The organism is Actinoplanes italicus (genome assembly GCF_003001815.1).
GTDB lineage: Bacteria > Actinomycetota > Actinomycetes > Mycobacteriales > Micromonosporaceae > Actinoplanes > Actinoplanes italicus.
On the sequence record NZ_PVMZ01000011.1, the window covers coordinates 227,980 to 254,207 of the forward strand.

Annotated in this window: 20 protein-coding genes; 3 read left to right on the forward strand and 17 right to left on the reverse strand. The window is 69.8% G+C overall.

Annotation, left to right across the window (positions count from 1 at the left end; genetic code table 11):
• Positions 1-30 precede the first annotated feature (30 nt).
• The 8 genes from CLV67_RS26630 to CLV67_RS26665 are packed head-to-tail and all read right to left on the reverse strand — an operon-like array spanning position 31 to position 9,299.
• Entirely contained in the window at positions 31-1,146 is a 1,116-nt protein-coding gene (locus CLV67_RS26630) for an LLM class flavin-dependent oxidoreductase (RefSeq protein ID WP_106323024.1), read from the reverse strand.
• 2 nt (positions 1,147-1,148) lie between these two features.
• On the reverse strand, positions 1,149-2,162 hold the full coding sequence (locus CLV67_RS26635; RefSeq protein WP_106323026.1) for an LLM class flavin-dependent oxidoreductase: 1,014 nt from the start codon (positions 2,160-2,162) through the stop codon (positions 1,149-1,151).
• The gene (locus CLV67_RS26640) at positions 2,159-3,427 is read right to left on the reverse strand and encodes an LLM class flavin-dependent oxidoreductase (protein WP_106323028.1); all 1,269 of its coding nucleotides are present in this window, start codon (positions 3,425-3,427) and stop codon (positions 2,159-2,161) included. Before CLV67_RS26640 ends, CLV67_RS26635 begins: the two co-directional genes overlap by 4 nt.
• Positions 3,420-4,370 carry an LLM class flavin-dependent oxidoreductase gene (locus CLV67_RS26645; protein ID WP_106323030.1) on the reverse strand — a complete coding sequence of 317 codons (951 nt, stop codon included), beginning with the start codon at positions 4,368-4,370 and terminating at the stop codon, positions 3,420-3,422. Before CLV67_RS26645 ends, CLV67_RS26640 begins: the two co-directional genes overlap by 8 nt.
• Complete coding sequence (gene nikE / locus CLV67_RS26650) at positions 4,367-5,896, reverse strand: nickel ABC transporter ATP-binding protein NikE (protein WP_106323032.1); 1,530 nt, start codon at positions 5,894-5,896, stop codon at positions 4,367-4,369. The genes CLV67_RS26645 and nikE overlap by 4 nt, the downstream gene beginning before the upstream one ends.
• Entirely contained in the window at positions 5,893-6,741 is an 849-nt protein-coding gene (locus CLV67_RS26655; protein WP_106323034.1) for an ABC transporter permease, read from the reverse strand. Before CLV67_RS26655 ends, nikE begins: the two co-directional genes overlap by 4 nt.
• Before the next feature lie 3 nt (positions 6,742-6,744).
• A complete protein-coding gene (locus CLV67_RS26660; RefSeq protein ID WP_239166526.1) occupies positions 6,745-7,671 on the reverse strand; it encodes an ABC transporter permease in 927 nt (308 codons plus the stop codon).
• Positions 7,656-9,299 carry an ABC transporter substrate-binding protein gene (locus CLV67_RS26665; protein WP_106323036.1) on the reverse strand — a complete coding sequence of 548 codons (1,644 nt, stop codon included), beginning with the start codon at positions 9,297-9,299 and terminating at the stop codon, positions 7,656-7,658. Before CLV67_RS26665 ends, CLV67_RS26660 begins: the two co-directional genes overlap by 16 nt.
• Before the next feature lie 127 nt (positions 9,300-9,426).
• On the opposite strand from CLV67_RS26665, the gene CLV67_RS26670 reads away from it, so the two are divergent.
• Positions 9,427-11,229, forward strand: a complete 1,803-nt coding sequence (locus CLV67_RS26670) for a sulfatase-like hydrolase/transferase (protein WP_239166525.1) — start codon at positions 9,427-9,429, stop codon at positions 11,227-11,229.
• A 57-nt stretch (positions 11,230-11,286) separates the two neighbouring features.
• Here CLV67_RS26670 and CLV67_RS26675 read toward each other — a convergent pair whose 3' ends face one another.
• Together CLV67_RS26675 and CLV67_RS26680 are read right to left on the reverse strand one after the other, a co-directional pair.
• Complete coding sequence (locus tag CLV67_RS26675; protein ID WP_106323226.1) at positions 11,287-13,170, reverse strand: propionyl-CoA synthetase; 1,884 nt, start codon at positions 13,168-13,170, stop codon at positions 11,287-11,289.
• A gap of 153 nt (positions 13,171-13,323) precedes the next feature.
• The gene (locus tag CLV67_RS26680; RefSeq protein ID WP_106323038.1) at positions 13,324-13,929 is read right to left on the reverse strand and encodes a TetR/AcrR family transcriptional regulator; all 606 of its coding nucleotides are present in this window, start codon (positions 13,927-13,929) and stop codon (positions 13,324-13,326) included.
• Between the two features lie 140 nt (positions 13,930-14,069).
• Between CLV67_RS26680 and CLV67_RS26685 the strand changes: the two genes are divergently transcribed.
• Positions 14,070-15,233 carry an acyl-CoA dehydrogenase family protein gene (locus tag CLV67_RS26685; RefSeq protein ID WP_106323040.1) on the forward strand — a complete coding sequence of 388 codons (1,164 nt, stop codon included), beginning with the start codon at positions 14,070-14,072 and terminating at the stop codon, positions 15,231-15,233.
• Positions 15,223-16,347: a CaiB/BaiF CoA transferase family protein gene (locus CLV67_RS26690; protein ID WP_239166524.1), complete on the forward strand. Its 1,125-nt coding sequence runs from the start codon at positions 15,223-15,225 to the stop codon at positions 16,345-16,347. Before CLV67_RS26685 ends, CLV67_RS26690 begins: the two co-directional genes overlap by 11 nt.
• Positions 16,348-16,423: 76 nt before the next feature.
• Here CLV67_RS26690 and CLV67_RS26695 read toward each other — a convergent pair whose 3' ends face one another.
• The 7 genes from CLV67_RS26695 to CLV67_RS26725 form a co-directional block, all read right to left on the reverse strand.
• Positions 16,424-19,762, reverse strand: coding sequence for an NACHT domain-containing protein (locus CLV67_RS26695; RefSeq protein ID WP_146169295.1), 3,339 nt, complete (start codon positions 19,760-19,762; stop codon positions 16,424-16,426).
• A gap of 389 nt (positions 19,763-20,151) precedes the next feature.
• Positions 20,152-21,507 carry a cellulase family glycosylhydrolase gene (locus tag CLV67_RS26700; RefSeq protein WP_106323044.1) on the reverse strand — a complete coding sequence of 452 codons (1,356 nt, stop codon included), beginning with the start codon at positions 21,505-21,507 and terminating at the stop codon, positions 20,152-20,154.
• 129 nt (positions 21,508-21,636) lie between these two features.
• A complete protein-coding gene (locus tag CLV67_RS26705) occupies positions 21,637-22,689 on the reverse strand; it encodes a GGDEF domain-containing protein (protein WP_106323046.1) in 1,053 nt (350 codons plus the stop codon).
• A complete protein-coding gene (locus tag CLV67_RS26710) occupies positions 22,673-23,728 on the reverse strand; it encodes a sensor domain-containing diguanylate cyclase (protein ID WP_170154003.1) in 1,056 nt (351 codons plus the stop codon). The genes CLV67_RS26705 and CLV67_RS26710 overlap by 17 nt, the downstream gene beginning before the upstream one ends.
• A 92-nt stretch (positions 23,729-23,820) precedes the next feature.
• Entirely contained in the window at positions 23,821-25,380 is a 1,560-nt protein-coding gene (locus tag CLV67_RS26715; protein ID WP_106323050.1) for a methyl-accepting chemotaxis protein, read from the reverse strand.
• Between the two features lie 89 nt (positions 25,381-25,469).
• Positions 25,470-25,820 carry a UBP-type zinc finger domain-containing protein gene (locus tag CLV67_RS26720; RefSeq protein ID WP_106323052.1) on the reverse strand — a complete coding sequence of 117 codons (351 nt, stop codon included), beginning with the start codon at positions 25,818-25,820 and terminating at the stop codon, positions 25,470-25,472.
• A gap of 12 nt (positions 25,821-25,832) precedes the next feature.
• A complete protein-coding gene (locus CLV67_RS26725) occupies positions 25,833-26,201 on the reverse strand; it encodes a winged helix-turn-helix transcriptional regulator (protein ID WP_239166523.1) in 369 nt (122 codons plus the stop codon).
• Positions 26,202-26,228 lie beyond the last annotated feature (27 nt).

Here is a 26,228-nt window from a genome sequence, read left to right on the forward strand (position 1 = left end):
GATGGAAGCCGACCCCGTCGGTCACGTGCCCTAGGGGGACCACTCCTTGGCGAGCAGCTCGTACGACCGTACCCGATCGGTGTGATCATGAGCGATCGTGGTGACCAGCAGTTCGTCGGCGCCGGTGACCCGCTGCAGTGTCCGCAGCTTCTCGGCGACCGTCTGCGGCGATCCGACGAACTGGGTGGCGACCCGGTCGGCGACCAGCGCGTGGCGCTCGTCGGTCCACTCGAACGCGGCGGCCTCCTCGATGCTCGGGAACGGGACGGCACCGAGGCCCGTGCGGATGCTGTGGACCCAGACGGCGAACGGCCCGGCGAGCCGGTGGGCGGTCGCGTCGTCCTCGGCGACCAGCACGTCGGCCGACACCATCAGATGCGGCCGGCTGCGGGTCGCGGAGGGGACGAACGATTCGCGATACGCCTCGGCGGCCTCCAGAACCTTCGCGGGGGCGACGTGGTAGTTGGCCGCGAACGGCAGGCCGCGGGCGCCGGCGGTACGTGCGCTCTCGCCGCCGGAGCTGCCGAGCAGCCACACCTCGAGGTCGGCGCCGGCGCCGGGGGTGGCGGTCACCTCGTTGCCCTCGTCGTCGACGACCGGACCAGCGAGCAGGGCGGAGATCTGGTCGAGGACCTCGTTGAGGCCGAGCGGCTCCGCGCCGGGCTGGGTCAGGAAGCTGCCGGCCAGGGCGGTCCGCTGGGAGGCGAAGATCGGCGCCCACGAGAACGGCTTCGGGATGAGCAGGCCGTCGACGACCCGTTCCTCCTGCGGCTTCTCCTCGGCGATCAGCCGCTGAGCCTCCTTCTTGGCTTGCCCGGAACGGCCCAGGCCGAGGTCGAACCGGCCCGGGTAGAGGGCGTCGAGCAGCCCGAACTGCTCCACGATGGACAGCCCGGTCTGGAAGCCGGTCTGCACGGCGCCGGACCCGAGCCGGATGTGGTCGGTGACGGCGGCGATCTGCCCGAGCAGCAGCGCCGGCTGGGAGCTGGCGACGCCGGGGGTGAAGTGGTGCTCGGCCACCCAGTAGCGGTGATAGCCGAACTGCTCGGCCCTCCGGGCCAGATCGAGGGTGCGGCGCAGGGCGTCCGCCACGTCACCGCCGGAGACGAGAGGGGCGAGATCGAGGATGGAGAGGGGTACGGGCATGACTACCGCCCTTTCAGCCGGCGTAACACGGGTGCGATCTCGGCGGCGAACAGTTCCAGGCTGCGCCGGTTCTCCTTCTCGCCGAGTCCTTCGGTGTCGGCGCTGAGGTGGGTGACCTCGTGGCCGAAGCGTTCGTGGTAGCGGTGCACCTTGTCGATGATCTGCTGGGGGCTGCCGACCAGGATCGAGCTGCGTTCCACGGCGTCCTCGAGCGTCGGGAAGACCGGTTCCACGCCGACCCTGCGGAACGCCTCGAGACGAGCCTCATAGACGGGCCGATAAACCGAGAGAGCCTCCTGAGTCGTACGGGCGGCGTAGAACCCGGCACTGCCGGCGCCGATCCGGATCTCCGCCGGATCATGGCCGTGGTGGGCCCAGCGTTCGCGGTAGTAGTCGATGAGCTCGGCGTACGGCTGAATGGGGTTGGTGACGTTGGCGGAGAACAGCGGATCGCCGTAGGAGGCGGCCAGGTCTACCGAGGCCTTGCTGGTGGCGCTGCCGTGCCAGACGGTGATCGGGTTCTGCAGCGGCCGCGGCCAGGTCTCGGCGTCGGTGAGCGACGGCCGGTACTTGCCCTCCCAGGTGACCTTCTCCTCGCGCCACAGCCGCCGGAACAGGTCGTAGCTCTCCCGCAGCCGGTCCCACTGGTCGTCGACGGTCACGTGGAACAGCTGGGCCTGGGCGGAGCCGTTGCCCTTGCCGATGATCAGTTGCAGTCGCCCGCCGGACAGGTTGTCGAGGGTGGCGTAGTCCTCGAACGCGCGGACCGGGTCGAGCAGGCTGAGCGTCGTCACGCCGGTCCACAGCTCGATGCGCGAGGTCTTGGCCGCGATGTGGCTGAGCACGACCGGCGGCGACGACGACAGGAACGGCCGCTCGTGCCGCTCCCCCACCGCGAAACCGTCGAACCCGAGTTCCTCGCCGAGCACGGCCGCGTCGACGACCTCACGCAGCCGCTGTTCGGGGGTCTTCGACCGGTCGATGTACGTGATCAGGCTGAGCAGCAGGAACTTCATGCCAGCCCCAGGTGCCCGCGCAGGGTGGTGCCGGAATACTCGGTCCGGAACACGCCGCGTTCCTGCAGCAGCGGGACCACCTGGTCCACGAAGTCGTCCAGCCCGGACGGGGTCAGGTGCGAGACGAGGATGAACCCGTCACAGGCGTCCGTCTGGACGTACTCGTTGAGCTGCTCGGCAATCCTCGATGCGGTGCCGATGAAGTTCTGCCGCCCGGTCACCTCGATGATCAGGTCCCGGATCGACAGGTTCTTCGCCTCGGCCCGGGCCCTCCACTCGGCGGCTGTCGCCAGCCGGTCCGGGTACATCCCGGCACGGCCCTTGATGATCGTGTCGTCCTCGTCGAGCACCGGGTCGATGTCCGGCAGCGGGCCCTCGGCGTCGTAGCCGGACAGGTCGGTGTTCCACAGCTGTTCCAGCAGCAGGATCGCGGTCTGCGGGCTGACCTGCTGACGCCGGATGTGGTGCGCCTTCTCCTGCGCGTCGGCGTCACTGTCACCGAGCACGTAGGACACCCCAGGGATGATCTTGAGGCTGTCCTCGGTCCGCCCGTACGCCGGAAGCCGGTCCTTGATGTTGCGGTAGAACTGCCGTGCGTCGTCGAGCTGGTGATGCCGCGAGAAGATCGCGTCGGAGTGCTTCGCCGCCAGCTCGCGACCGCCGTCGGAGTCGCCGGCCTGGAGGATGACCGGGTGGCCCTGCGGGCTGCGCGGCACCCCGAAGCGGCCCCTGATGTCGAACTGGCTGTTCCTGATCGCGAACTCGCCGCCGTCGGTGTCCCACAGTTTCCGGGCCGTCTCGATGAACTCACCGGCGCGGACGTAGCGGTCCGCATGGTCGAGGAACCCGCCGCGCCGGAAGTTCTCGCCGAAGAACGCGCCGGGTGAGGTGACCACGTTCCACGCCGCGCGGCCGCCGGACAGGTGGTCGAGGGTGGCGAGCTGCCGGGCCAGTTCGTAGGGCTCGTGGTAGGTGGCGTTGAGCGTCCCGGCCAGGCCGAGGTGGGTGGTGACGGCGGCCAGGGCGGTCAGCACCGTCAGCGTGTCGGGCCGGCCGACGACGTCCAGGTCGTGGATGAGCCCGCGCTGCTCGCGCAGCCGCAGCCCTTCGGCCAGGAAGAAGAAGTCGAACTTCCCGCGTTCGGCGGTCTTCGCCAGGTACTCGAAGGAGTCGAACTCGATCTGGCTGCCGGCGCGCGGGTCGCTCCAGACGGTCGTGTTGTTCACGCCGGGAAAGTGCGCGGCGAGGATGATCTGTTTAGGCACGGCCGGCCTCCTGGTAACGGTTGACCGCGACCGGCAGGCCCAGCCGGTCGCGGAGCGTGCGGTGGCGGGATGTCTGGAACAGGCCACGCCGGCGCAGCTCGGTCACGAGGTCCGAGACATCGGAGATGTCGGATACGCGGAGCCGGAAACCGTCGAGGCCGGAGACGGACCACCAGTTCTGGATCAGGTCGGCGAGCTGGAGCGTGGTGCCGTTGAAGGTCGCCGCGTCGGTGGGGATGTGACCGCCGACCCTGATGTCCGCGAAGATCTTCTTCTCCGGCAGGATCGTGCGGACCTTGCGGGCCGCGTCGTCAGCGTCGGCCGGGGTCACGAAGAAGACGTCGGCGTCGAGGGCGTCCCACACCTGCGGGCCGTGCGCGAGGGCCGCCACCACGGGCTGGCCCTGCGGCGGCCGCGGCACGATCGACGGGCCCTTGACCGAGAAGTGCTCGCCGGCGAAGTCGATGTAGTGCAGTTTCTCCCGGTCGATGTACCGGCCGGTCGCCACGTCGGAGATGATCGCGTCGTCCTCCCAGCTGTCCCAGAGCCGCCGCACCACCTCGATCGCGTCGCTCGCCTCGGCGATCAGCGCGTCGACCTGCAGCGGCGCGCGCCGGCCGAGCAGCGCCGCCTCGGCCGGGTCGCCCGAGACGCGGACCTGCCAGCCGGCCCGCCCGCGGCTCACCCAGTCGAGGGTCGCCAGGGCGGTGGAGAGGTGGAACGGCTCGGTGTGGGTGGTGGTGGCGACCGGGATCAGTCCGATGTGCCGGGTCAGCGGCGCGACCCGGGCGGCGACCTGGACGGCGTCCGGCCCGTGCCGGCCGAAGGTGTCGTCGAAGGTGACGAAGTCGAGTCCGGCCTCGTCGGCCTCCCGGACCTGGCGGATCCAGTCGTCGGCGGCGAACGAGTCCCCGGACAGGGCGACGCCGAGGTGCAGTGTCATCGGGAAACCTCCAATGTGGGCACCGCGTCGAGCAGTGCCCGGGTGTACTCGTGGCCGGCGTGGTCGAACACGGCCTTGACCGGTCCCTGCTCCACGACCCGGCCGTCGTGCATGACCAGCACCCGGTCGGCCAGGTCACGGATCACGCCGAGGTCGTGGGAGATGAACAGCAGCGCGGTCCCGTCGTCCTCGCGGATCTGCGCGAGCAGGTCGAGGACCTGCGCCTGCACCGACACGTCGAGCGCGGACACCGGCTCGTCGCAGATGATCAGACTCGGTCGCGGCGCGATGGCCCGGGCCACGGCGACGCGCTGCCGCTGCCCGCCGGACAACTGCCGCGGGTAGCGGTCGAGCACGTCGGCGCCGAGACCGACGCGTTCCAGGACCGGTTCGGGGTTCCCGCCGCGCGGCAGGGCCTCGCCGACGATGCGGCGCACGGTCCAGCGCGGGTCGAACGCCGACAGCGGGTCCTGCGCGATCAGCTGCAGGCGGCGCCGGATGGGGCGGCGGGCCCGTTCGGGTACCCCGCTGAAGTCGGCGCCCTCGAACCGGACCCGGCCGGAGGTCGGCTCGGTCAGCCCGAACAGCAGCTGCGCCACTGTCGTCTTGCCGGAGCCGGACTCGCCGACGAGCCCGACGATCTCGCCGCGGCGGATGGTGAGGTCGAAGTCGCGTACCACGGTCCGGTCGCCGTAGACCTTGCGCAGCGCGGTCGCCTCGGCCACGACGCCGCCCGGTTCGGCGGTGGTCCCGCGCCGCCTTCCACTCGCGGCTTCCACCAGTTCCTTCGTGTACGGGTGAGCCGCGCCCACGAGGATGGTGCGGGTGTCGCCGCTCTCGACGATCCGGCCGTCCTTCATGACGAGCACCCGGTCGGCGAGTTTCGACACCACGGCCAGGTCGTGGCTGATCAGCAGCAGCGTCTCGCCGGTGGCGCGGCGCTCGGCGAGCAGGGTGAGGATCTGCGCCTGCACGGTCGCGTCGAGGGCGGTGGTCGGCTCGTCGGCGATCAGCAGCCGTGGCCCGCCGGCGATGGCCGACGCGATCAGGGCCCGCTGCCGCAGCCCGCCGGAGAGCTGGTGCGGATACTGGCGGACCCGCCGTTCCGGTTCGGGCACGTGCACGTCGGTGAGCAGCCGCTGGATGCGCTGCGGCCGGTCGCGGCGGTCGCCGATGCCGTGGGTCTGCAGTACCTCGCCGATCTCGGCGCCGACGGTGCGCAGCGGGTCCAGCGAGACGAGGGCGTCCTGCAGGATCAGCCCGGCGAACCGGCCGCGCAGCCGCCGCCAGTCGCGGGCGGCGAACCCGCGCACGTCCCGGCCGTCGACGGTGAACGTCCCGGCTTCGACGTGCGCGTGCGGACCGGCCAGTCCGACGAGGCTGCGGGCGGTCACGCTCTTGCCGGACCCGCTCTCGCCGACGATGGCGACGCACTCGCCCTCGCCGATCGTGAAGCTGACCCCGCGTACCGCCTCCACCCGATGCCGCCCGGTGAAGGTGACCCGCAGGTTCTCGACCTCGATCACTGGATCCGCCCTTCGAACCGGTTCTGCAGATGCCGACCGATCACGGTGAGAGAGATGACGGTGGCGGTGACGGCGCAGCCCGGCAGCACCGACGCCCACCAGGCGATGTGCAGGTAGCCGCGGCCCTCGGAGAGCATCGCGCCCCACTCCGGCGACGGCGGCTGCGGTCCGAGGCCGAGGAAGCTGAGACCGGCCGCGATGAGGATCGCCTCGCCGAGCCCGATCATCGCCAGGACCGGGATCGGGCCGAGCACGTTGGGCAGCACGTGCCGCAGCACCAGGCGGGTGCGCGACGCTCCGAACGCGACGGCGTGGGTGACGTACGGCGCCCGCCGCACGACGAGGGTCTGCGCCCGCACCACCCGGGCGTAGTGCGGTGTGGTGGCGATGCCGATCGCCACGATCAGGCTGGTCGTCCCGGTGCCGGCGATCGCGATGAACAGCAGCGCGAGCAGCACCAGCGGGAACGCCGACAGGGCGTCGAAGGTGCGGCTGAGCGCCTCGTCGGCGAACCGGTGGGTGAGCCCGGCGAGCAGGCCGAGCAGGAGCCCGGCGCCGACCGCGATGAGGGTGGCGGCCACACCGATGCTCAGGGAGTGCCGGGCGCCGTGCACCACCCGGTCGAGGACGTCCCGGCCGAGCTGGTCGGTGCCGAACCAGTGCGCCGCCGACGGGCCCTCCAGCACGCGCAGCGGATCGGCGGCGAGCGGGTCACCGGCGAACGCCGACGGCCAGAGCACCGCGGCGGCCGCGAGGCCGAGGACGATGCCGGCGAGGGCCAGGCCGGGTCGTGGGATTCGCAGGGACAACCGGCGGGTCGCCGGGCGGGGCAGCGCCAGGGACATCGCTCAGCTCCTTCGCAGCCGCGGATCGATGAGCAGGTACGCGAGATCGGCCGCCGTGTTGATCAGGACGAACGCGGCGGCCGCGAACACGACGACGGCGAGCACCACGGGCATGTCGCCGTTGCCGACGGCCTGGAGCGTGACCTGGCCGAGCCCGGGCCGGCCGAAGACCTGCTCGATGATCACCACGCCGCCGATGAGCACGCCGGACAGCCAGCCCAGCAGGGTGACGGCCGGCATGAGGGCGTGACGCAGCGCGTGGCGGACCAGGACCGCTCGTTCCCTCAGACCACGGGCCCGGGCGGTGACCGCGAACGGCTCGTCCAGCGCCCGGTCCAGACCGTCGCGCAGCACCTGCGCCAGGACTCCGGCGATCGGCAGGCCGAGCGTGATGGCGGGCAGCACCAGCCCCGCCCAGCCGCGGTCACCGGAGACCGGGAACAGGCCGAACCGGAACGAGAACACGCTGAGCAGCACGATCCCGATCAGGAACGGCGGGGTGGACACGATGATCAGCTCGGCCGTGGAGCTGACCCGGCGTACCCACCGGTGCCGGGTGGTGACGGCCAGGATCAGGGCCAGCACCACCCCGAAGACGGCGGCGGCGACGGCCAGTTTCAGCGTCGGCAGGATCTGCTCGCCGATGACGTCGCGGACCGGGCGCTGCAGCAGGTAGGAGCGGCCCAGGTCACCCTGGGCCGCGCGCAGCAGGTAGTCGAGGTACTGCACGATCGCGGGACGGTCCAGGTTCCACTCGGCGATGATCTGGGAGCGGATCTGCGGAGTGTCGGCACCGTCGCCGATGATGGCGTCGACGATGTCGCCGGGGGCGGCCAGCAGCGCGAGGTACGCCGCCGTGGCAGCGGCCCAGAGCACGATCGCCCCACTGGCGACCCGCCGCGCGATCGCCGTGATCACTTGCTCAGCCACACGTTGTATGCGCTGCCCGGGACCCCGGCCGTCGGTTCGAAGCTCAGGCCGCCGACCGTGGTGGCGGACGCGACCTGGTCGGCCGGGGCGTACAGCGGAAGGATCAGCGCCTGATCGGTGATGACCAGCTTCTGCACCTGCTGGTACGCGGCGAGGCGTTTCGCCTGATCGCCACTGGCCTGGCCCTCCTCGAGGAGTTTGTCGAGGGCCGGATCCTTCAGCCCGGTACGGTTGATCGCCCCACCGGAGTGCAGCAGCAGGTTGAGGGCCGCTCCGGCGTCGGTGTCGGCGCGGGAGTTGTCGAACACCTCGTACTCACCGTCGGCGAGCGCCTTGGTGGCGGTGCCCTGGTCGACCAGTGCCACGTTCAGGTCGATGCCGGCGCTCTGCTTGACCGCGGCCTGCACGGCCTGGGCCAGCACGTCGCGGCGGTCCCGGACGAACGGCGCGGACTGCACGAGTCGTACCGTCAGGCGTTTTCCGTCCTTGGTCCGGAAGCCCTCGGCGTCGCGTGCCGTCCAGCCGGCCTCGTCGAGCAGACGGTTGGCCTTCGCCGTGTCACCGCTGTAGGTCTTCTCGAGCGTGGAGTCGTAGAACGGGCTGGTCGGCCCGATGACGCTCCACGCCCGGGTGGCGCTGCCCCGGTAGACACCGGTGAGCACCGCCTCGACGTCGACGGCCTCGCGGAACGCCTGACGCACCCTGAGGTCGTCGAACGGGGCGTGCGCGGTGTTGAGGTAGTACGAGTACGCCGAACCGGAGTTGAGCCCGCGCTGCAGGGAGAGCTGCCTGTTCGCGGTGATCAGCGCCTCGTCGGTGGCCGGCACGCCCTCGATCACCTGGACCTGGCCGGAGGTCAGCGCCCCGACGCGTACCGAAGACTCCTTGAGGAACCGATAGGTGATCTCGTCGAGGTAGGCCGGACCGGTGTGCCCCGCGTTCGCCGGTGCCCAGTTGTACGCCGGGTTCCTGGTGAAGTGCACCTCCTGCCCGGCCGTGTACCGGTCCAGGATGAACGGCCCGGTTCCGGCCAGTTCCGGGCCGCCGGCCTTGAGGTTCTTCGCCTCCTTCAGCGACTTCGGCGACACCTGCGCGCCCTGCGGCGAGGACAGGAAGTCGAGCAGCAGCACGTCGGGCTGCTTGAGGTGGAAGGCGACCGTGGCCGGATCGACCACCTCGACGCGATCGAGGTTGCGCAGCTGGACGGCGAGCACGGTCGGGTTGTAGCCCTCGACGAGGAACTGGTCGACGTTCGCCTTGACGGCTGCCGCGTCGAACTTCGTGCCGTCGGAGAAGCTCACGTCCGTACGCAGCTTGAAGGTGTAGATCTTGCCGTCGGCCGAGACCTCGTGGCCGGTGGACAGCCACGGCAGGTGACCGCCCCGGCTGTCGTGGGTGAGCAGGGCCTCGAAGGTGTTCCAGACCAGCAGCCGGGCCTTGGCCTGGGCGTACTGGTGCGGGTTGAAGGTGATCGGTTCCGTCTCGACGGCCCAGGTCAGCGATCCGCCGCTGACCGGCTGACCGGCCTCGGCTCCCGCCGTGGACCCGGACGACCCGGACGAACAGGCGGCAGTGGTGAGGATGAGGGTGAGTGCGATGACGGCGGCTGCGGGCCGGATGCGGCGCATGGGCGGTTCCTCCTCTCCACCATTCCTATAGTTCCGATAGGAAATTGGCAAGAGCCTATGACCTCGGACACCTCAACTTCTCGACCATCGGCTGAACCATCCCGGCGCGCCCTGCGTTCACCATGACGTGCAGCCGACAGACCTCGCCGACCCGCCGCAGAACCCGGACTCGGAGGAACCCTCCGAGTCCACTTCCGAAGCCGCACCGCCGGTGGCGGAAGACGCGACAGAGAAAGCCGAGGACACTGCCGAGGCCGTCGCCGATTCCCCGGACGAAAAGACCCCCGGGCGGGTACGCCGATTCGTGCGCTCCCCCTGGACGGCGCGGGGACTCAACGTCCTGGCCGGCGTGGTCATCTTCGCCGCGCTGCTCTACCCCAACGTGATCCGCCGGCTCACCCTCGGCAACTTCGCCCGTATCCCGATCGAGGCCGCCGTCGGCATCCTGGTGCTGATCCTGCTGCCCCGCCGACCCCGCATCGTGCTCGGCAGCATCCTCGGCGCCGGACTCGGCTGGCTGCTCATCCAGAAGAGCCTCGACATGGGCTGGTTCAAGACCCTGGCCCGCCCGTTCGACGTCGTCCTCGACTGGGAGCTGTTCGACGACACGTTCAGCTTCATCCGCGACAGCTACGGAGCCGCCGGAGCCTACGGAGCCGCCATCGGCGGCATCGTCGCCGCGCTCGGCGCCGTCGCCCTGGTGATCTGGGCGACCCTGCGGCTCGCCGCCCTGATGGCCCGCCACCGCCGCCGCTCCGCCCTCACGGCCACCGGCATCGCCTCGGTCTGGATGCTCACCCTGGCCCTCGGCGTCCAGCTCGTCCCCGGCGTCCCGGTCGCGGCCCGCACCTCGGTCACCTACGCCTGGGACCGCGCCAAGCAGGCCCGCACCGGCATCGCCAACGAGGCCGCCTTCGCCGACGAGGTCAAGGCCGACCCGTACGCCGACGTCCCCGCCGACCAGCTGCTCACCGCCCTGCGCGGCAAGGACGTCATCTTCACCTTCGTGGAGAGTTACGGCCGCAACGCCGTCGAGGCGCCCAGCCTCACGGCCGGCACCACCGCCGTCCTGACCGACGGCGACGCCAAGCTCAAGGAAGCCGGATTCGCCGCCCGCAGCGGCTGGCTCACCTCACCGACGTTCGGCGGCAACAGCTGGCTGGCCCACTCGACCCTGCTGTCCGGCCTGTGGATCAACAACCAGTCCCGCTACCGCAACCTGACCGCCAGCGACCGCCTCACCGTCACCAGCGCCATGCGCAAGGCCGGCTGGGACACCGTCAGCGTCATGCCGGGCGCCACCCGCGCCTGGCCGGAGGGCGCCTTCTACGGATACAACCGCGTCTGGGACTCCCGTAACCTCGAGTACCAGGGCCCCAAGTTCAGCTGGGCACAGATGCCCGACCAGTACACCCTCAAGAAGTTCAACGAGTTCGAGTACTCCAAGCCCGGACGGCAGCCGCTCATGGTCGAGATGCCGCTGATCTCCAGCCACACCCCGTGGGCCCCCATCCCCGAGTTCATGGACTGGGACCAGGTCGGCGACGGCTCGGTCTACAACTCGATCGCCGCCGGCGGCGCCGACAAGGCCGACATCTGGACCAGCGCCGGCAAGGTGCGCCGCGAGTACGGCAAGTCGATCCGCTACACCCTGACCACCCTGATCGACTGGATCGCCAAGTACGGCGACGACAACCTGGTTCTCGTCTACCTCGGCGACCACCAGCCGTCCAGCGTGGTCACCGGCGACAACGCCAGCCACGACGTGCCGGTCACCATCGTCGCCAAGGACCCGGCCGTCCTCGACCGCATCACCAGCTGGAACTGGACCGACAGCCTCAAGCCGGCCACCGACGCACCGGTCTGGCCGATGAACGCCTTCCGCGACCGCTTCTTCACCGCGTTCGGCCCGAACGGCACCAACCACTGAGAGCGTGGTGTGCGGCGCCGGTCCCGGTCACTCCAGGCGCCGCACACCACCCGCCGGTCACGAGCCGGCAACGCCGCCGGGACGCAGCACCGGGCGCAACGCGTCCAAGACGGCCGGATTCTCGATGGTCGCGGGAACCGGCTCGTCACGGCCGTCGGCGATGCCCCGCATCGTGCCGCGAAGGATCTTGCCGGACCGGGTCTTCGGCAGGGCCGCCACCACGTCGATGCGCCGCAGCGCCGCCACCGGGCCCAGACGCTCCCGCACCCACCCCACCAGTTCCGCGGGATGCACCGCGGCACCGTCACGCACCACCACGAGACCGCGCGGCACCTGGCCCTTCAGCTCGTCGGCAACCCCGATCACAGCGCACTCGGCGACCGCCGGATGAGCGGACAGCGCCTCCTCCATCGAACCCGTCGACAGCCGGTGACCGGCCACATTGATCACATCATCGGTGCGGCCCAGCACGTACAGATAGCCGTCGGGGTCGAAGGTCCCTCCGTCGCCCGTCAGGTAGCCGCCCTGGAAAGTGGACAGGTAGGACCGCACGTAACGCTCGTCGTCGCGCCACAGGGTCGGCAGACAGCCGGGCGGCAACGGCAGCCCCAGGACGATCGACCCCTCCCCACCGGGCGCCACGTCCACGCCGCTCGCGTCGACGATCCGGACCCGGTAGCCGGGCATCGGCACCGACGGTGAACCCGGCCGGGTCGGCAGCTCCTCCAGGCCACGCGGGCTCGCCGCGATCGGCCAGCCCGTCTCGGTCTGCCACCAGTTGTCGATCACCGGGATGCCGAGCAGCTCACGGGCCCAGTCGTAGGTACGGGTGTCGAGCCGCTCCCCCGCCAGGAACAGCAGCCGCAGAGCGCTCACGTCCCGCCCGGCCAGCAGTTTGCCCTCCGGGTCCTCCTTGCGCACGGCCCGGATCGCGGTGGGCGCCGTGAACATCGCCGCCACCCGGTGCTGCTCGACGACCCGCCAGAACGCGCCCGCGTCAGGGGTGCCGACCGGTTTGCCCTCGTACAGGATCGTGGTCGCCCCGAGCAGCAGCGGACCGTACACGATGTACGAGTGTCCGACGACCCATCCGACGTCCGACGCGGCCCAGAAGACCTCGCCCGCCCGTACGCCGAAGATCTTCTCCATCGACCACCGCAGAGCCACCGCATGCCCGCCGTTGTCCCGGACCACGCCTTTGGGTTTCCCGGTCGTCCCCGAGGTGTAGAGGATGTAGAGCGGATCGGTGGCCCGCACCGGCACGCAGTCCGCCGGTTCCGCACCATCGACCGCGTCCGCCCATGTCAGATCGCGGCCCGGCGTCAGTGTGAAGGCCGCCTCGGGCCGCTGCAGGATCACGCAGTGCGCCGGCGCATGATCGGATTCGGCAAGCGCCGCCTCGAGCATCGGCTGATACGGCACGACCCGGCCCGCCTCGATCCCGCACGACGTGGCCACGACGACGCGGGGCTGCGCGTCGTCGATGCGGGCCGCGAGTTCATGCGCGCCGAACCCGCCGAAGACGACGGAGTGGACGGCGCCGAGCCGGGCGCAGGCGAGCATCGCGACGACCGCCTCCGGCACCATCGCCATGTAGATGATCACCCGGTCGCCGCGCTCCACACCGAGCCGTCGCAGCGCCCCCGCGAACAGCGCGACCTCGTCCCGCAGCTCGCGGTAGGTGCGGGCTCGCACCGATCCGGTCACCGGGCTGTCGTGGATCAGCGCGGCCTGGTCACCGCGTCCATCCCGGACATGCCGGTCGAGCGCGTTGTGGCAGGTGTTCAGCTCGGCGTCGGGGAACCACCGGAAGATCGGGGCCTCGGTGTCGTCGAGGATCCGCCCGGGCGGCCGTACCCAGTCGATCGCCTCGGCCGCGGACCGCCAGAAGCCGTCCGGGTCGGTGATGCTGCGCTCGTACGCCTCGCGATAGGCACCCATGCCCTGACGCTGCGCCGCCCGCCAGGGCTTGTCCAGCACCCTGACGATCCGACGTCACACCTTCTCCGGCATCCTAGGAGGCTAGCTCAAAGCGGGACCGGGTGGTCCGTCGGCGGGACCGGACCGTCCGATCGCCGGACGGTCCGGTCCGCATCAACGAGCTTGGGGGAAGACCCGCTTCACCATGGTCACCAGGTTGGTCGCCAGCAGCAGGTGCACCTGCTCACGGGTCAGGACACCGCGCTGCAGCCACTCCCGTGCCGTCCAGATCGCCAGCCCCACGTATGAACGGGCCATGCCACGCAGCGCGGGAGTGGGCTCCTCCCCCATCCCCACCGCGCGCAGAATCCCGTCCGCCGCGACATCGACCGCCTCAGCGATCACTTCGTCCACATCCGCATCACCGGCCATCCCGCCGGCACCGGTGGCGGCCAGCCAGGAGGTGCTGTGCCGGGAGACCACGTCGAGGAACCAGCTGACGATGGAATCGGCCCGTTCGGGAAGTTCGCCCTCGGGAAGTTGCTCCAGCGCCGTTTCGGGCACGGTGAGCATGACTCGGACGACTTCGAGGTAGAGGTCCTTTTTCGTACCGAAATAGTGGTTGACCAGCCCTCGCGCCACGCCGGCGTCCCGGGCGACGTCGGTGGTGGAGACCTCGGCGTAGGGTTTCGCCCCGAAAAGGCGGATCGCCACCGACAGGATCTGTTCGCGCCGGGCGTCCGGTTCCAGCCGGCGGCGGCGCATGGCCTCGACACTCACCCGCCCGACCTTACGGCACGTCGATCCATCGCGTTCCGAGATGCCCGTTTCATCTATGTTTCCATCGGCGGGACAGATGAATCGCGGCAATTCATATCCGCCTTGTTGACACATCGCCAATAGTGCTCGATGGTAGGTCGATGCCGACCCCCGGAATGGACGGTTACGTCGAACCGTGGCGCAAGCCGGAACACGACGACCTGGCCGAGCTCGCCCGCGCCTTCTTCACCAAGGAGGTGCTGCCGCACGCCGAACGCCTGGAGCAGCAGGGCCATCCCGACCGCGAGCACTACCGCCGGGCCGGCGAGCTGGGACTGCTCGGCCTCTCGATACCGGAGGAGTACGGCGGCGGTGGCGGCGACTTCACCCACGAAGCGGTGCTGTTGCACGAACAGACGCTGGCCGGCGAGGGTAGCCTGGGCATCGCCGTGCACAGCGGCATCGTCACCGGCTACATCAACGAGTACGGCTCCGAGGAGCAGAAGCAGCGCTGGCTGCCCGGCCTGGTCAGCGGCGAGCTGATCGGCGCGATCGCGATAACCGAGCCCGACGGCGGTTCCGACGTGCAGGCCATCCGCACCAAGGCGATCCGCGACGGCGACGACTATGTGGTGAACGGTTCGAAGACGTTCATCACCAACGGAATTCTTGCGGACCTGTTGGTCCTCGCCGTGAAGACCGACACGTCCGCACGCGCGCACGGGATCTCGCTGCTGATCTGTGAGCTGACGGGCGATCCCGAAGGGTTCCGCCGCGGCCGCAAGATCGAGAAGATCGGCCTGCACTCCAACGACACGGCCGAGCTGTTCTTCGACGACTTCCGTGTTCCCGCCGCGAACCTCTTGGGGACCGAGGGGTCCGGATTCATCCAGATGATGCAGCAGCTCCCGCAGGAGCGCCTGGTCATCGGGGTGGGCGCGGTCGCCGCCATGCAGCGGGCCGTCGAGATGGCGACCGCGTACGCCAAGGAGCGCACCGCGTTCGGCAAGCCGCTGCTCGGCCACCAGAACACCCGGATGGTGCTCGCCGACGTCGCCACCCGGACACGCGTGTCGCGTACGTTCCTGGACGACTGCATCCAGCGGCACGCCCGCGGTGAGCTCGACGTGGCGACCGCGGCGATGGCCAAGCTCTATCTCACCGAGGGCCAGTGCGAGGTCGTCGACCGCTGCCTGCAGATCTTCGGCGGATACGGGTACACCACCGAGTACCCGATCTCGAAGATGTACGCGGACGCCCGGGTCCAGAAGATCTACGGCGGCACCAACGAGATCATGAAGGAGCTGATCTCCCGTGTCCTCTGACCGGGGCGGCCCCCTGGACGACGGCGGCGCCGCCTCCTCCCGCCGGGGCCCGCTGCACGGTGTCCGTGTCGTCGAGCTGGCCGGCCTCGCGCCGGCCCCGTTCGGCTGCATGATCCTGGCCGACCTGGGCGCCGACGTGGTCCTCGTCGACCGTCCCGGCGGCACCGGACCGATCGGTCCGATGCAGCGCGGCCGCCGGATGGTCACCCTCGATCTGAAGTCCGAGGAGGGCAGGTCCGGGCTGCTCGCCCTGATCACGAAGGCTGACGTCCTGGTCGAGGGCTACCGTCCCGGCGTCGCCGAACGTCTCGGTTTCGGCCCCGGCGAGTGCGAGAAGATCAACCCCAGATTGGTGTACGCCCGGATGACCGGCTGGGGTCAGGAAGGTCCGCTGGCCCGAGCCGCAGGACACGACATCGACTACATCGCGATCGCCGGCGCCCTCGAACCGCTGGGCCGCCCCGGCGAACGCCCGCACGCCCCGATCAACCTGCTCGGCGACTTCGCCGGCGGCGGCATGCTGCTGGCCGTCGGCGTCCTCTCCGCCCTGCTGGAACGGGCCACCTCCGGCCGCGGCCAGGTCGTCGACGCCGCGATGGTCGACGGGTCATCGCTGCTCATGACGTTCCTGCACGGTTTCCTGGCCGACGGCAAGTGGCCCGGCGGCCGCGGCCAGAACCTGCTCGACGGCGGAGCACCGTTCTACGACACCTACGAGGCGTCCGACGGCGGTTACCTGGCGGTCGGCTCCCTGGAACCGCAGTTCTACGCCGCCCTGCTCAAGGGCCTGGAACTCGACGACGACCCTGACCTGCCCGGCCAGTTCGACTTCAAGGCCTGGCCGGAACTGCGGCGCCGCTTCACTTCACGCTTCCTGACGAAGACCCGCGACGAGTGGGCCGCGATCTTCGAGCCGCTCGACGCCTGCGTGAGCCCTGTGCTGTCGCTGACGGAGGCCCCTTCGCACCCGCACAACCAGGCGCGGAACGCGTTCATCTCGGTGGACGGCGTGACCCAGCCGGCGCCCGCGCCGCGTTTCGGCCGGACGCCGCCGCCGGTTCCGGCCGCCCTGCAATCCGCAACGGTCCCCGAGATCCTGTCCTCCTGGACCTGACCTCTCTTCTTGTACGGGGCCGGCGGCGCTCAACCGCACCGGCCCCGTCCCCTTTCAGCGCCGGCATGCCGCGGGCTCAAACATTCGGCCGTTGAACCAGCTGTTTGATCCGTTCAAAGGCCTCGAGGTCTTCACCGTCGAATAGGCTGTCACCCCGCGTTTCGATATAGTCCGTGAGGGCTTGTTGCACTTTTTGGAGACCGACGTCAACATTCCCGACAGCCGCCATGAGATCTTTTGGATTCACTTGCGGCCAGCTTGTCGGGCCGGTTATCATGAGCGCCTCAAGGAGTGAAGGAATCAATGCAGGAATCGACTTCAAGCCCACAACCATCGAAGCAGTGACCCTTCCTGCAGAGATATCGCCAGATTTCATCAGACTTTTTCGATAGCTATCGACGATCTCATCCAGCATTTCCGGATCCCGCGCTTGCCGCTCTCTCGCAATCTCGTACATCATCACCGATGATCCGAAACTCATGAGATCTTCCTTCAAGCTCGGCATTAGCCGCAAGAGTTCCGGATAATGTAGGACGAGCAGCGCAACCGAGTAGTTGATCCCACCTGCACCGTCAGGAAGGAGCGCAAGCCGGAATATCTTGTAGAACGTTTCCGCAGCAATTCCACCACCGTCCATGACGAGATAGTTGGCAAGCAGAGTAACCGTTTCAGGATGCGGCTTCTTTCGTTCAGACTTCTCGAGCCACCGAGCAAATCGAGCATAAAGGCGTTCATCCCAGGGGGTGAGCCGGTTTCCTATCATGATCGGCCGCCGGAATACACAAATCCGCACGACTTGAATATGACACTCTCGCTGAAACGGCGTCATCTCATATCTGTGCACAGATCCTCGGGTATCCATCTGCAGAGTCCCGACCCCGGCCCCCAATACAGCTTCCATGAAGGAGTCACCAACCAGCTGGGCCTCTCTCAGCTCAGGCAGAGTCGATGTTGTTCCAGGGTTGATCCGCAACGAATCATCGACTCTGATGAGGGTGTTGAAGAATGCCTTCTGCACCTCGGGGTGCAGGCCGCTGCGCCACAGCGACACTGTTGTCGCGATCCCAGAGCCGTCGTCGCCGCCGCACAGCTCCGCAACGCTGATTCCGCCCCGTCGGCACAGGGCCCCGAGCAGCACCAGATTGGCGGTGTAGGCGGCCAGCCGGTTCACCGCGTCGAACGGGGTAGGCCGGTACTCACCGTCGGCCACATACCTGCGGGCGGTCCGGAAAAGCTCCACGACGACGTCTCCGAGAGCGGCTCGTTCGCCCTCCTCCATCGACATGATCATCGCCTCCACGAACGGCAAAATCTGCTCGCCGTTGGTCAGAGGCTGATGTGACAGCAGTGCTCGCAGCACACGGTCGTCCAACGTCGCGCCGTAGGCCCGCCGCCGGGCCCGCTGCCAGTCCTCCGCAAGATCCCCGAGCACCTCCAGGGTGTGCTCGGCCACCAGATACTCGGCGAACGTCGCGTGCAGGAACTCGTACGACCGCCGCCCCGGTGTGCGGACCACGTCGTCGGTCTGCGCGACGTGCACGAAGAAGAACGCCGCGATCGTCCGCCGGGCGCGACTCACCGGCTCACCCGGCCCGCGTTCCGCATCGGCGCTCTCCGGGTGCAGCGCCTCCAGATCCCGGCCGAGGTCCGCCTCGTCCACCCACTGCCGGCGCCGGTTGAACATCGCGAAGGCGACAGCGGCCAGATCGCGCCGGCTCGCCGCCTCCAGCTCGGTGAACCGGCCGTCCCCGAGTTCGTGTTTCGCCTTCTCGCGTACCTGGCGGCGGATGAAGGTGTCCAGCAACCGTTGATACAGCTGATGCGTGGTGAGTTCGTCGGCATCGAACCCGCGATCGCCCGCTTCGGCCGCGTAGACGGCCAGCATCAGCAGCAACAGCGGTTGCCCGGCCAGGTCCCGGTGCCGCCACAACTCGGCGGCGGTGAGCGGCCGGAACCCCGTCCGCGACCCGTTGGCGGCGTTCCAGGCCCTGGTCCAGCGTTCGACCTGCGGTTCGTCGAAGGGCTCGAGTTTGAGCACGATGGTGCTCTCGCGGACGACCGTGCGGTCCATGACCAGCGTTCGCGAGGTGATCACGACGACGACGGGCCGGCCCAGCACCCACTCCTCCTGCTGGAAGGCCGCGACCGCCTCGACATAGTTGGACTGGGTGACCCCGGTCGCCTGGACCAGCTCGTCGAACCCGTCCAGGAGCACAACTTTCGTGGTGGGCGCCGACACCCGGCAGAACTCGCCCCAGGAGATCCGGTCCTTGGTGACGAGTTCGACGGCCGCCTCGATCTGACGGTGGACCGGCAGGTCCGGATCGACCCGGCGCAGCGGGACCCGCACGGTGGTGAACGCCTCGGCCGGGATCCGTGCCGCCAGAACCTCGGTCAGCAGTGACTTCCCGGCGCCAGGGTGCCCGAGAATGATCAGCGGGCGCTGTGTGCTGGGAGACGCGGCGAGATAGCTGGCGAGGAACCCTTCCAGGTCCTCCCGCAGGTCGAGCCGTGACCACCAGTCCTCGCTGCTGAGCCGGGAGTCCTTCGCCGAGACCGCCAGCCGGAACCGCGGGCTGATGAACCCCTGCTCGACGAGCGGAAAGGTCAGCCCGTCCGGCGCGGGGGCGTCGGAGCGCCACAGCGGCCGCCGCAACGCCTCCGCGTGGTGCCGGGCCAGGCCTTCCACGGCGGCGGGCGCTGCTCCGTCGACGGTGCGCCGCAGCACTTCGGCGATCCCGGTCAGCGTCTCCGTCTGCCGCCGCACCTCGGCACGGGTGGCGGCGTGCTCGTCCAGGCGAGTCCAGATCTCGAACTCCGGCACGTCGGCGGCGAGCCGCACGTACCCCTCGCGATAGATCTGCAGCGCGAGTTCGACCGCTCCGTCCGCGGGCGGCATCGTCATCCCCCGGGCTGCGGCGAGCCCACCCGCGAACTCACGGAAGGCGTGGTGCATGCCGTGCAGCGCCCGCTCGACGGCCGGCAGGTTCTCGGTGAAGCCGGTCAGCGCGTCGGGCATGGCGACCGCCGCTGGGCTCCCGAGTGGCCGCAGCTCGCCGGTGCCGATGCGGCGTTTCTCGTCGTCGGTGAGCTCCAGCGCGGCGAGCCGATCGCCGATGTACCCGCCGAGGGCGTCGAAGAAGGCCGACAGCACCAGCACGGTGTGCGCCGCCTCGATCAGCTCGTAGTGGCGCCGTCCCCGCTCGGCCCGGATCCGGGCGGGCGCCCGCCCGACCAGGTCGCGCAGCAGGTTGTTCGCCTCGCCCTTGGCGTCGAAGAGTGACAATGCGGTCTCGCTGAACGGCGTGGCGAGAAGCAGCGCTCCCCCGGCCAGGCGTCCGAGGACCGTGACGGGATCGGTGCCGCCGACGAGCAGCTTGACGGCTTCCGCATAGGACAGTCGGGTACGCGCCACGCGCGCAGAGTATCCGCCGCCCACGCGGACCGGTATCCATCGATGGAGTACCACCGTCCGGCGCGGACCGCTGTCTCGCGAGAGTTGAGTCAGCGGTCCGCGCCGGACGGCAACGGACCGGCCGTCTCACCCCACGTGAGGCGGCACGGTGAGCCGCACCGAGACGGTCCGGCGAGCCGCACGGGGCAGGCCCGGTGAGCCACACGGGGCGGCCTGGTGAGCCACACCGAGACGGCCCGGCGAGTCGCACCGAGACGGTCCGGCGAGCCGCCCTCTCTCACCCCACGTGAGAGAGGGCGCACTTCGTCGACAGGGGCGGGGATCTGCGCCGGGGCGGGCGCGCGTCACCGCCCATGTTGCCATGGGAGCGCTCCCATGGCAACAGAGCCTCAGCTAGCCGTACAGCTGAGGGTCGGTGGGGTGTTGCTACCGTTCCACGAACCCAGGAAACCGAAGTTGGTGCTCGCTCCGGCGGAAAGGCTACCGTTCCAGGCCGCGTTGCGAGCCGTCACCGTGGAGCCGCTGCTGGTCACGGTCGCTCCCCAGGCGTTCGAGACGGTCTGGCCGCTGGCGTACGTCCACGTCACCGTCCAGCCCTTGATCGCCGCGCTGCCGGCGGTCACCTTGACGTCGCCCTGGAAACCGCCGGGCCACTGGCCGGTGACCGCGTAGGTGGCGGTGCAGGCGCCGGCCGGCGTCGACGGTGAGGGAGACGGCGAGCTGGGCGACGGCGAGCTCGGCGACGGACCCGGCGAGCTGGGCTGGACACCGCCGTAGATGGTGGCCTCCTTACTGGTGGCCCGGATTCCGTTGGCGCCGTCGATGACGCGCTGGCCCCACGTGGTGAGCGACGCCGCGTCGAAGTTGTTCGTCATGTCCAGGATCGGGTCGGTGTTGCCGGCCCAGGACCAGCCGAGGTAGCCGATGCCGCGGGCCTGCGCCTCGGCGATCAGCGTCTGGTCGTCGACCTGGCCGGAGTCGAACTGCCAGCCGAACTCGCCGATGACCAGGGGCCAGTTGTTGTTCTGGAAGACGTCGAGGTAGTTGCGGATCGACGCGGCGGTGTTGAACACGGCGTACATGTGGATCGACAGCACCGTGTTGTCGCGGGTGTCGGCGTCCAGGACCGTCTGCGCGTTGTCGCGCATGGTGTACTGCCAGTCCTGACCCCAGTTCGGGGCGTCGATCATGAGCAGGTGCTCGAACCCGTTGGTGCGCATCTTCTGGATCGCGGCGACGGTCGCGGCGGTCCACTGGCCCGGGTTCGTGTTGCCGATCGGCTCGTTGCCTATGTTGATGACGACGTGGTTCTCCTGGCCGACGAGCACGCTCTTCAGCCCGATCCAGTAGTTGACGGCCTGGTCGAGGGAGTAGGCGGCGGCGTCCTCGCCGTACCCCGTGGTGTCGTGGTTCTCCAGCACGCAGATCAGCCTGTTGGCTTTGCACAGGTTGATCACGTTGGTGACGTCGGCGGCGGTGTTGGCCGTCCAGCGGCCGCCACTGAGCACGACGCGGACCGTGTTGGCGCCGGTCGCCTTGATGTCGGCGAACGAGCCGGTCTGTCCGGCGTACCAGGTGTGCATGTGGTTGATGCCGCGCATCACGAACGTGGAGCCGTTGGCCTCGACGATGTTCCGGCCGCTGATGTGCAGGCCGGTGGCGGCGTGGGCGGGCTGGACGAACATGAGCACGGATGCGGTGAGGGTGGCGAGGACGGCGGCGATCGTGGCCAGTCTTCTCTTCATGACCTGCCTCTTGGGAGGGTATGGACAGCGTTCTCTGACGCGTTCCACCCGCCCCGGGCAGTCCCCTGTCGTTACCGACGTGTGAACGGCACGCTACCCGCCCCCGGCAGGCATCGCAATGGATCGATCTCAGGCGGCCCTGCGGTCGTGCTTCTCGCGGTACATGGCGGCGTCCGCCTCGGCCGTCAGGCAGTCGAGGGTCGTCTCGCCGCCGGCCGGGCGCAACGCCACCCCGATGCTGACACCGACCGTGACCTCGACGCCGTCGCCCAGGCCGACCGGGCGGCGGACCGCGTCGCGGACCCGCTCACAGGTGGCGGTCGCCCCGGCGCGACCGGCGCCGGGCAGCAGGATCAGGAACTCGTCGCCGCCGAGCCGCCCGGCCACGGCGCTCGGGCCGGCGGCAGTGGTGAGGCGGCCGCCGATCTCGTGCAGGAGACGGTCGCCGGCCGCGTGGCCGTGCGTGTCGTTGACCTGCTTGAAACCATTGAGATCGAGCAGCAGTACGCCCAGCGCGCCACCCTTCAGCCGGGCGGCGTACTCCTCGAGGTGGGCCCGGTTCGGCAGTCCGGTGAGCCCGTCGTGGGTGGCCTGGTGCTGCAGTGCCCGGCGGGTCTCCTGCAGAGCGGTGAGCTGACGGGCGAAGGCGGTCGACTGGGAACCCGCGATGATCGCGGTCATCGCCCCGATGCCGAGCACGAAGGCGGCGTCGGTCAGGTCCGGGACCAGCAGCAGGTACGCCACCGACGTCGCCAGGTAGGCGAGGATCGCGCCGGTCAGCTGGTGCCGGATCGCGGCGATGGAGATGCTCAGGCCCAGCAGCGGCCACGTGGTCTGTGCGAAGTCGCGCTCCGAGACGGTGACGAACGCGATGATCGTGACGGTGTCGAACACGGCCTGCACCGCGCTGGACGGCTGGTACCAGCGGGACCCGGGCCGCAGCGCGTTACGGAGGCCGAGCAGGTTCGCCGCGGTCATCAGGACGAGGCCGAGCTCGCAGGCACGCGTCATGTCTCCGCTGAGACGGTCCGGGCCGTACCCGGTCACGCCGCTCATGTAGAGGACCGTGCAGAGCAGCCCCACGGTCCGGGAGACCAGCTGGGCGATCTCGACGGCACGCCGCCGCGACCGCAGCGACGCGTCGGCCCGCCGGTCTCGCGGGTGGTCAGGCGGCGACGGCACGGCCGCGCTTGTCCCGGTACATGGCGGCGTCGGCCTCGGCACAGAGCGCGTCGAGGGTCGCGTCACCGCCGGAGGGCCGCAGCGCGACCCCGGCGCTGACCCCGACGGTCGCGGTACGGCCGTCGCCGATGGCGATCGGCTGCCGGACCGACTCGCGGATCCGGACCAGCGCCCGCGCCACCACGGCCGGGTCCGCCTCGGGCAGCAGCACCAGGAACTCGTCGCCACCGAGCCGGCCGGCCATCCCGCCGGGGCCGAGCGCCGCCGTCAGCCGGGTGCCGACCTCGTGCAGCAGCAGGTCACCGGCGGCGTGGCCGTACGTATCGTTGATCTGTTTGAACCCGTTGAGGTCGAGCAGCAGTACGGCCAGTGGCCGGCCGGCCCGCTCGTCGGCGTAGGCGGCCAGGCGCCCCCGGTTCGGCAGTCCGGTGAGCGGGTCGTGGGTGGCCTGGTGCTGCAGCTCGCGCCGGGTCTCGTTCAGCGCGGTCAGGTGCCGGTTCAGCGCGGAGGCCTGGGTGCCGGTGATCACCGCGATCATGAAGCCGACGACCGCCAGGAAGAACAGCTCGGGGGAACCGGGCACCAGCAGCGCGAAGCCGAGTGTGGTGGCCGCGAAGACGAGCAACGCGCCGCGGAGCTGGTGCCGGGTCGCCGCGACGGCGATGGCCGGAGCGAGCAGCGGCCAGGTGGCCATGTCGCTCTGGCGTGACACGAGGACCACGATACCGACGATCGTCGCGGTGTCGAGCACCGACTGCATCGCACTGAGTCGCGGGTACCAGGCCGAGGCGGGCCTGCGCCGGCCCAGATAGGAGAGGGTGTTCGTGACCGCCATCGCGGCGACGCCTGCCCAGCAGGCGGCCCGCACGTCGCCGGTGACGACCGCGGCCGACGCCATATGGGTTCCGGCCGCCGCGAGAGCGGTGGAGACCATCCCGAAGCTTCGCGCCACCAGCGCCGCGGTCTCGATGGTGCGCCGCCGCTTGAGCAGCGCGTCGTCGTCGACGGGCGCTGCCGAGCGTCGGTTCAGCTTAGGCATGAGCATCCCATCGGCAGACCCTTCCAGGCCTTGAGGGAACAGACGGACGCAGGGCCGGTCGCCATCAGGCGGCCGGCCCTGCGGGGAACCACTCAGAACTTGAACGCGCCGACCAGGGTGCGCAGTTCCTCGGCGGTACGTGACACCTCGGTGCTGGCCTCCAGCGTCTGGTTGACGCCGCCGACCGTGGCGGCGCTCGCGGAGGAGACGTCGCTGATGTTGGTGGCGATGCGCTGGGAACCGGCGGCGACCTCGGCGATGCTGCGGCTCATCTCGCCGGTGGTGGCGGTCTGCTCCTCCACCGCCGAGGCGATGGTGGTCTGGAAGTCGTTGATCTGCGCGATGACCTCGGAGATGCGGTTGATTACCTCGACCGCGCCGCCGGTGTCCTGCTGGATGGCGTTGACCCGGGTGTGGATGTCCTCGGTGGCCCGCGCGGTCTCCTGGGCGAGGTCCTTGACCTCACTGGCGACGACCGCGAAGCCCTTGCCCGCGTCGCCGGCCCGCGCCGCCTCGATGGTGGCGTTGAGGGCGAGCAGGTTGGTCTGCTCGGCGATCGAGGTGATCAGCTTGATGACGTTGCCGATCTCGGCGGACGACTCGCCGAGCTGGCGGATGGTGTCGGTGGCGCGGGCGGCCTCGGTGACCGCGACAGCGGCGATCTGGACGGCCTCGCTGGTGTTGCGGGAGATCTCGCGGATCGACAGGCCCATCTCCTCGGAGCCGGCGGCGACGGTCTGCACGTTGCGGGAGATCTCGTCGGCCTCGGAGGAGGCGGAGGAGCTCTGCCGGTCGGTGTTGTCGACGGCGGCGGCGATCTCGCCGGAGACGGCGGCCAGCTCGGTCGAGGCGGCGGCCAGGCTGTCGGCGTCCTGGGCGATGGTCTGCATCGAGTGGCGCAGCTTGTCGAGCGAGCGGTCCAGGCCGGCGGCCATCACACCGAACTCGTCGCGGCTGGTGATGCCGCTGCGGACGGTGAGGTCGCCCTTGTCGAGGGCGTCGATGACGATGCCGAGCTTGCGGATCGGGCCGAGGATCGAGCGCACCATCGGGACGGCCATGCCGATCGTCAGGACCAGGCCGATACCGGCCACGATGATCGCGACGTTCCGGGTGCTCGCGACGGCCTCGGCCATCTCGGCCTTCTGCTCGGCGACCGCGGCCTCGACCTTCTCGGTGAGAGCGTCGAGCTGGTCGTCGGTCTTGTTGTTCGCCTCGGGAATCTCGTCGATGCGGCCGAGGACCGATTTCGGGTTGGCGACCCCGTCGTTGACGAACTTGGTGATGAAGACGTTGAAGGCGTCGAAGTCCGGCCGGTAGCTCTTGAACTCCTGGAGCATCGCCGTGGGCAGACCACAGGCCTCGACCTTGTCGGCGGCGCTCTTCGACGAGTCCACGTCGTCGGCCACGTCCTGGTTGACGTCCTGACCGAGGGCCGCCCGGTACGCGTCCACCTTCAATTCGCTCTGCCGGTTGTTCAGGTGGTTGATCGCGGCGAGACACGCCTCCAGGCGGCGCATCTCCTCAGCCTGGGTCGACAGGGTCTGCTGACTCGTCAGCGTGATCGCCGCCATGCCGCCGAGTGCCACCGCGCCGGTCGCTACGATGGCACCCAGCCGTTTGGCCGTACCGATGTTCTGGATCCCGCGCATCTGCCCTCCTTAGCATCCGACGCTCCCACCATCGGACGTGTGGGGCATCACCTGAGGAAGGCCTTCAGGGGAAGCTGCGGTCGGACGTTTCAGCGGTTCAGGTGGCGGGTCCAGTCGGACGGGACGGCGCCGGCGGGGCCCGGTGCGGGCTGGTCGGCCGGGTGGCTGTCGGGCTGCGCGAGCTGCGGGCCGGAGAGGCCCTGCTCCGTATCGTAGTTCCAGAACCAGTCCTCACCGGGCTCATAGCTCTGGATCACCGGATGGCCGGTCGCCTTCCAGTGCGCGGTCGCGTGCTGCGAGGGCGAGCTGTCGCAGCAGCCCACGTGCCCGCACTGGGCGCACCGGCGCAGGTGGAACCACCAGCCCGAGCTGTCGAGGCACTCGGCACAGCCGGGGCCGGAAGGCGGAACTTCGGTCTGAATGACGTCGTCGCTGCTCACGCCGGAAAACTATCAATGCGCACGGTCGTACGCCTCCTGCGCCTCGCGGGCCGTGCCGATCTCGCCCTCGACGAGCTCGATCAGCTCGACGAATTTGGCCGCGACCCGGGTGCCGAACTCGGTGAGGCTGTACTCCACCCGCGGCGGGATGGTGGCCTGCACCTCCCGGCGGACCAGGCCGTCGCGCTCCAGCGCCTGCAACGTCTGGGCCAGCATCTTCTCGCTCACTCCGTCGACCCGGCGGCGCAGGGCGTTGAACCGGAACGACCCCTCGTGCAGCGCGGCCAGCGCCAGACCGCCCCAGCGGCCGGTGACATTCGCGAGAACACCGCGCGAGGCGCAGTCCCTCGCGAACACGCTGGGGATCAGGTCGTCGTCCACACCGGCGACAATACCAGCACTTACCGA

Coding starts and splice junctions, on each gene's coding strand:
- CLV67_RS26630 (WP_106323024.1), bottom strand. CDS start 1,146: ATGCCCGTACCCCTCTCCATCCTCGATCTCGCCCCTCTCGTCTCCGGC.
- CLV67_RS26635 (WP_106323026.1), bottom strand. CDS start 2,162: ATGAAGTTCCTGCTGCTCAGCCTGATCACGTACATCGACCGGTCGAAG.
- CLV67_RS26645 (WP_106323030.1), bottom strand. CDS start 4,370: ATGACACTGCACCTCGGCGTCGCCCTGTCCGGGGACTCGTTCGCCGCC.
- CLV67_RS26655 (WP_106323034.1), bottom strand. CDS start 6,741: ATGTCCCTGGCGCTGCCCCGCCCGGCGACCCGCCGGTTGTCCCTGCGA.
- CLV67_RS26665 (WP_106323036.1), bottom strand. CDS start 9,299: ATGCGCCGCATCCGGCCCGCAGCCGCCGTCATCGCACTCACCCTCATC.
- CLV67_RS26675 (WP_106323226.1), bottom strand. CDS start 13,170: ATGGGTGCCTATCGCGAGGCGTACGAGCGCAGCATCACCGACCCGGAC.
- CLV67_RS26685 (WP_106323040.1), top strand. CDS start 14,070: ATGCCGACCCCCGGAATGGACGGTTACGTCGAACCGTGGCGCAAGCCG.
- CLV67_RS26700 (WP_106323044.1), bottom strand. CDS start 21,507: ATGAAGAGAAGACTGGCCACGATCGCCGCCGTCCTCGCCACCCTCACC.
- CLV67_RS26710 (WP_170154003.1), bottom strand. CDS start 23,728: ATGCCTAAGCTGAACCGACGCTCGGCAGCGCCCGTCGACGACGACGCG.
- CLV67_RS26715 (WP_106323050.1), bottom strand. CDS start 25,380: ATGCGCGGGATCCAGAACATCGGTACGGCCAAACGGCTGGGTGCCATC.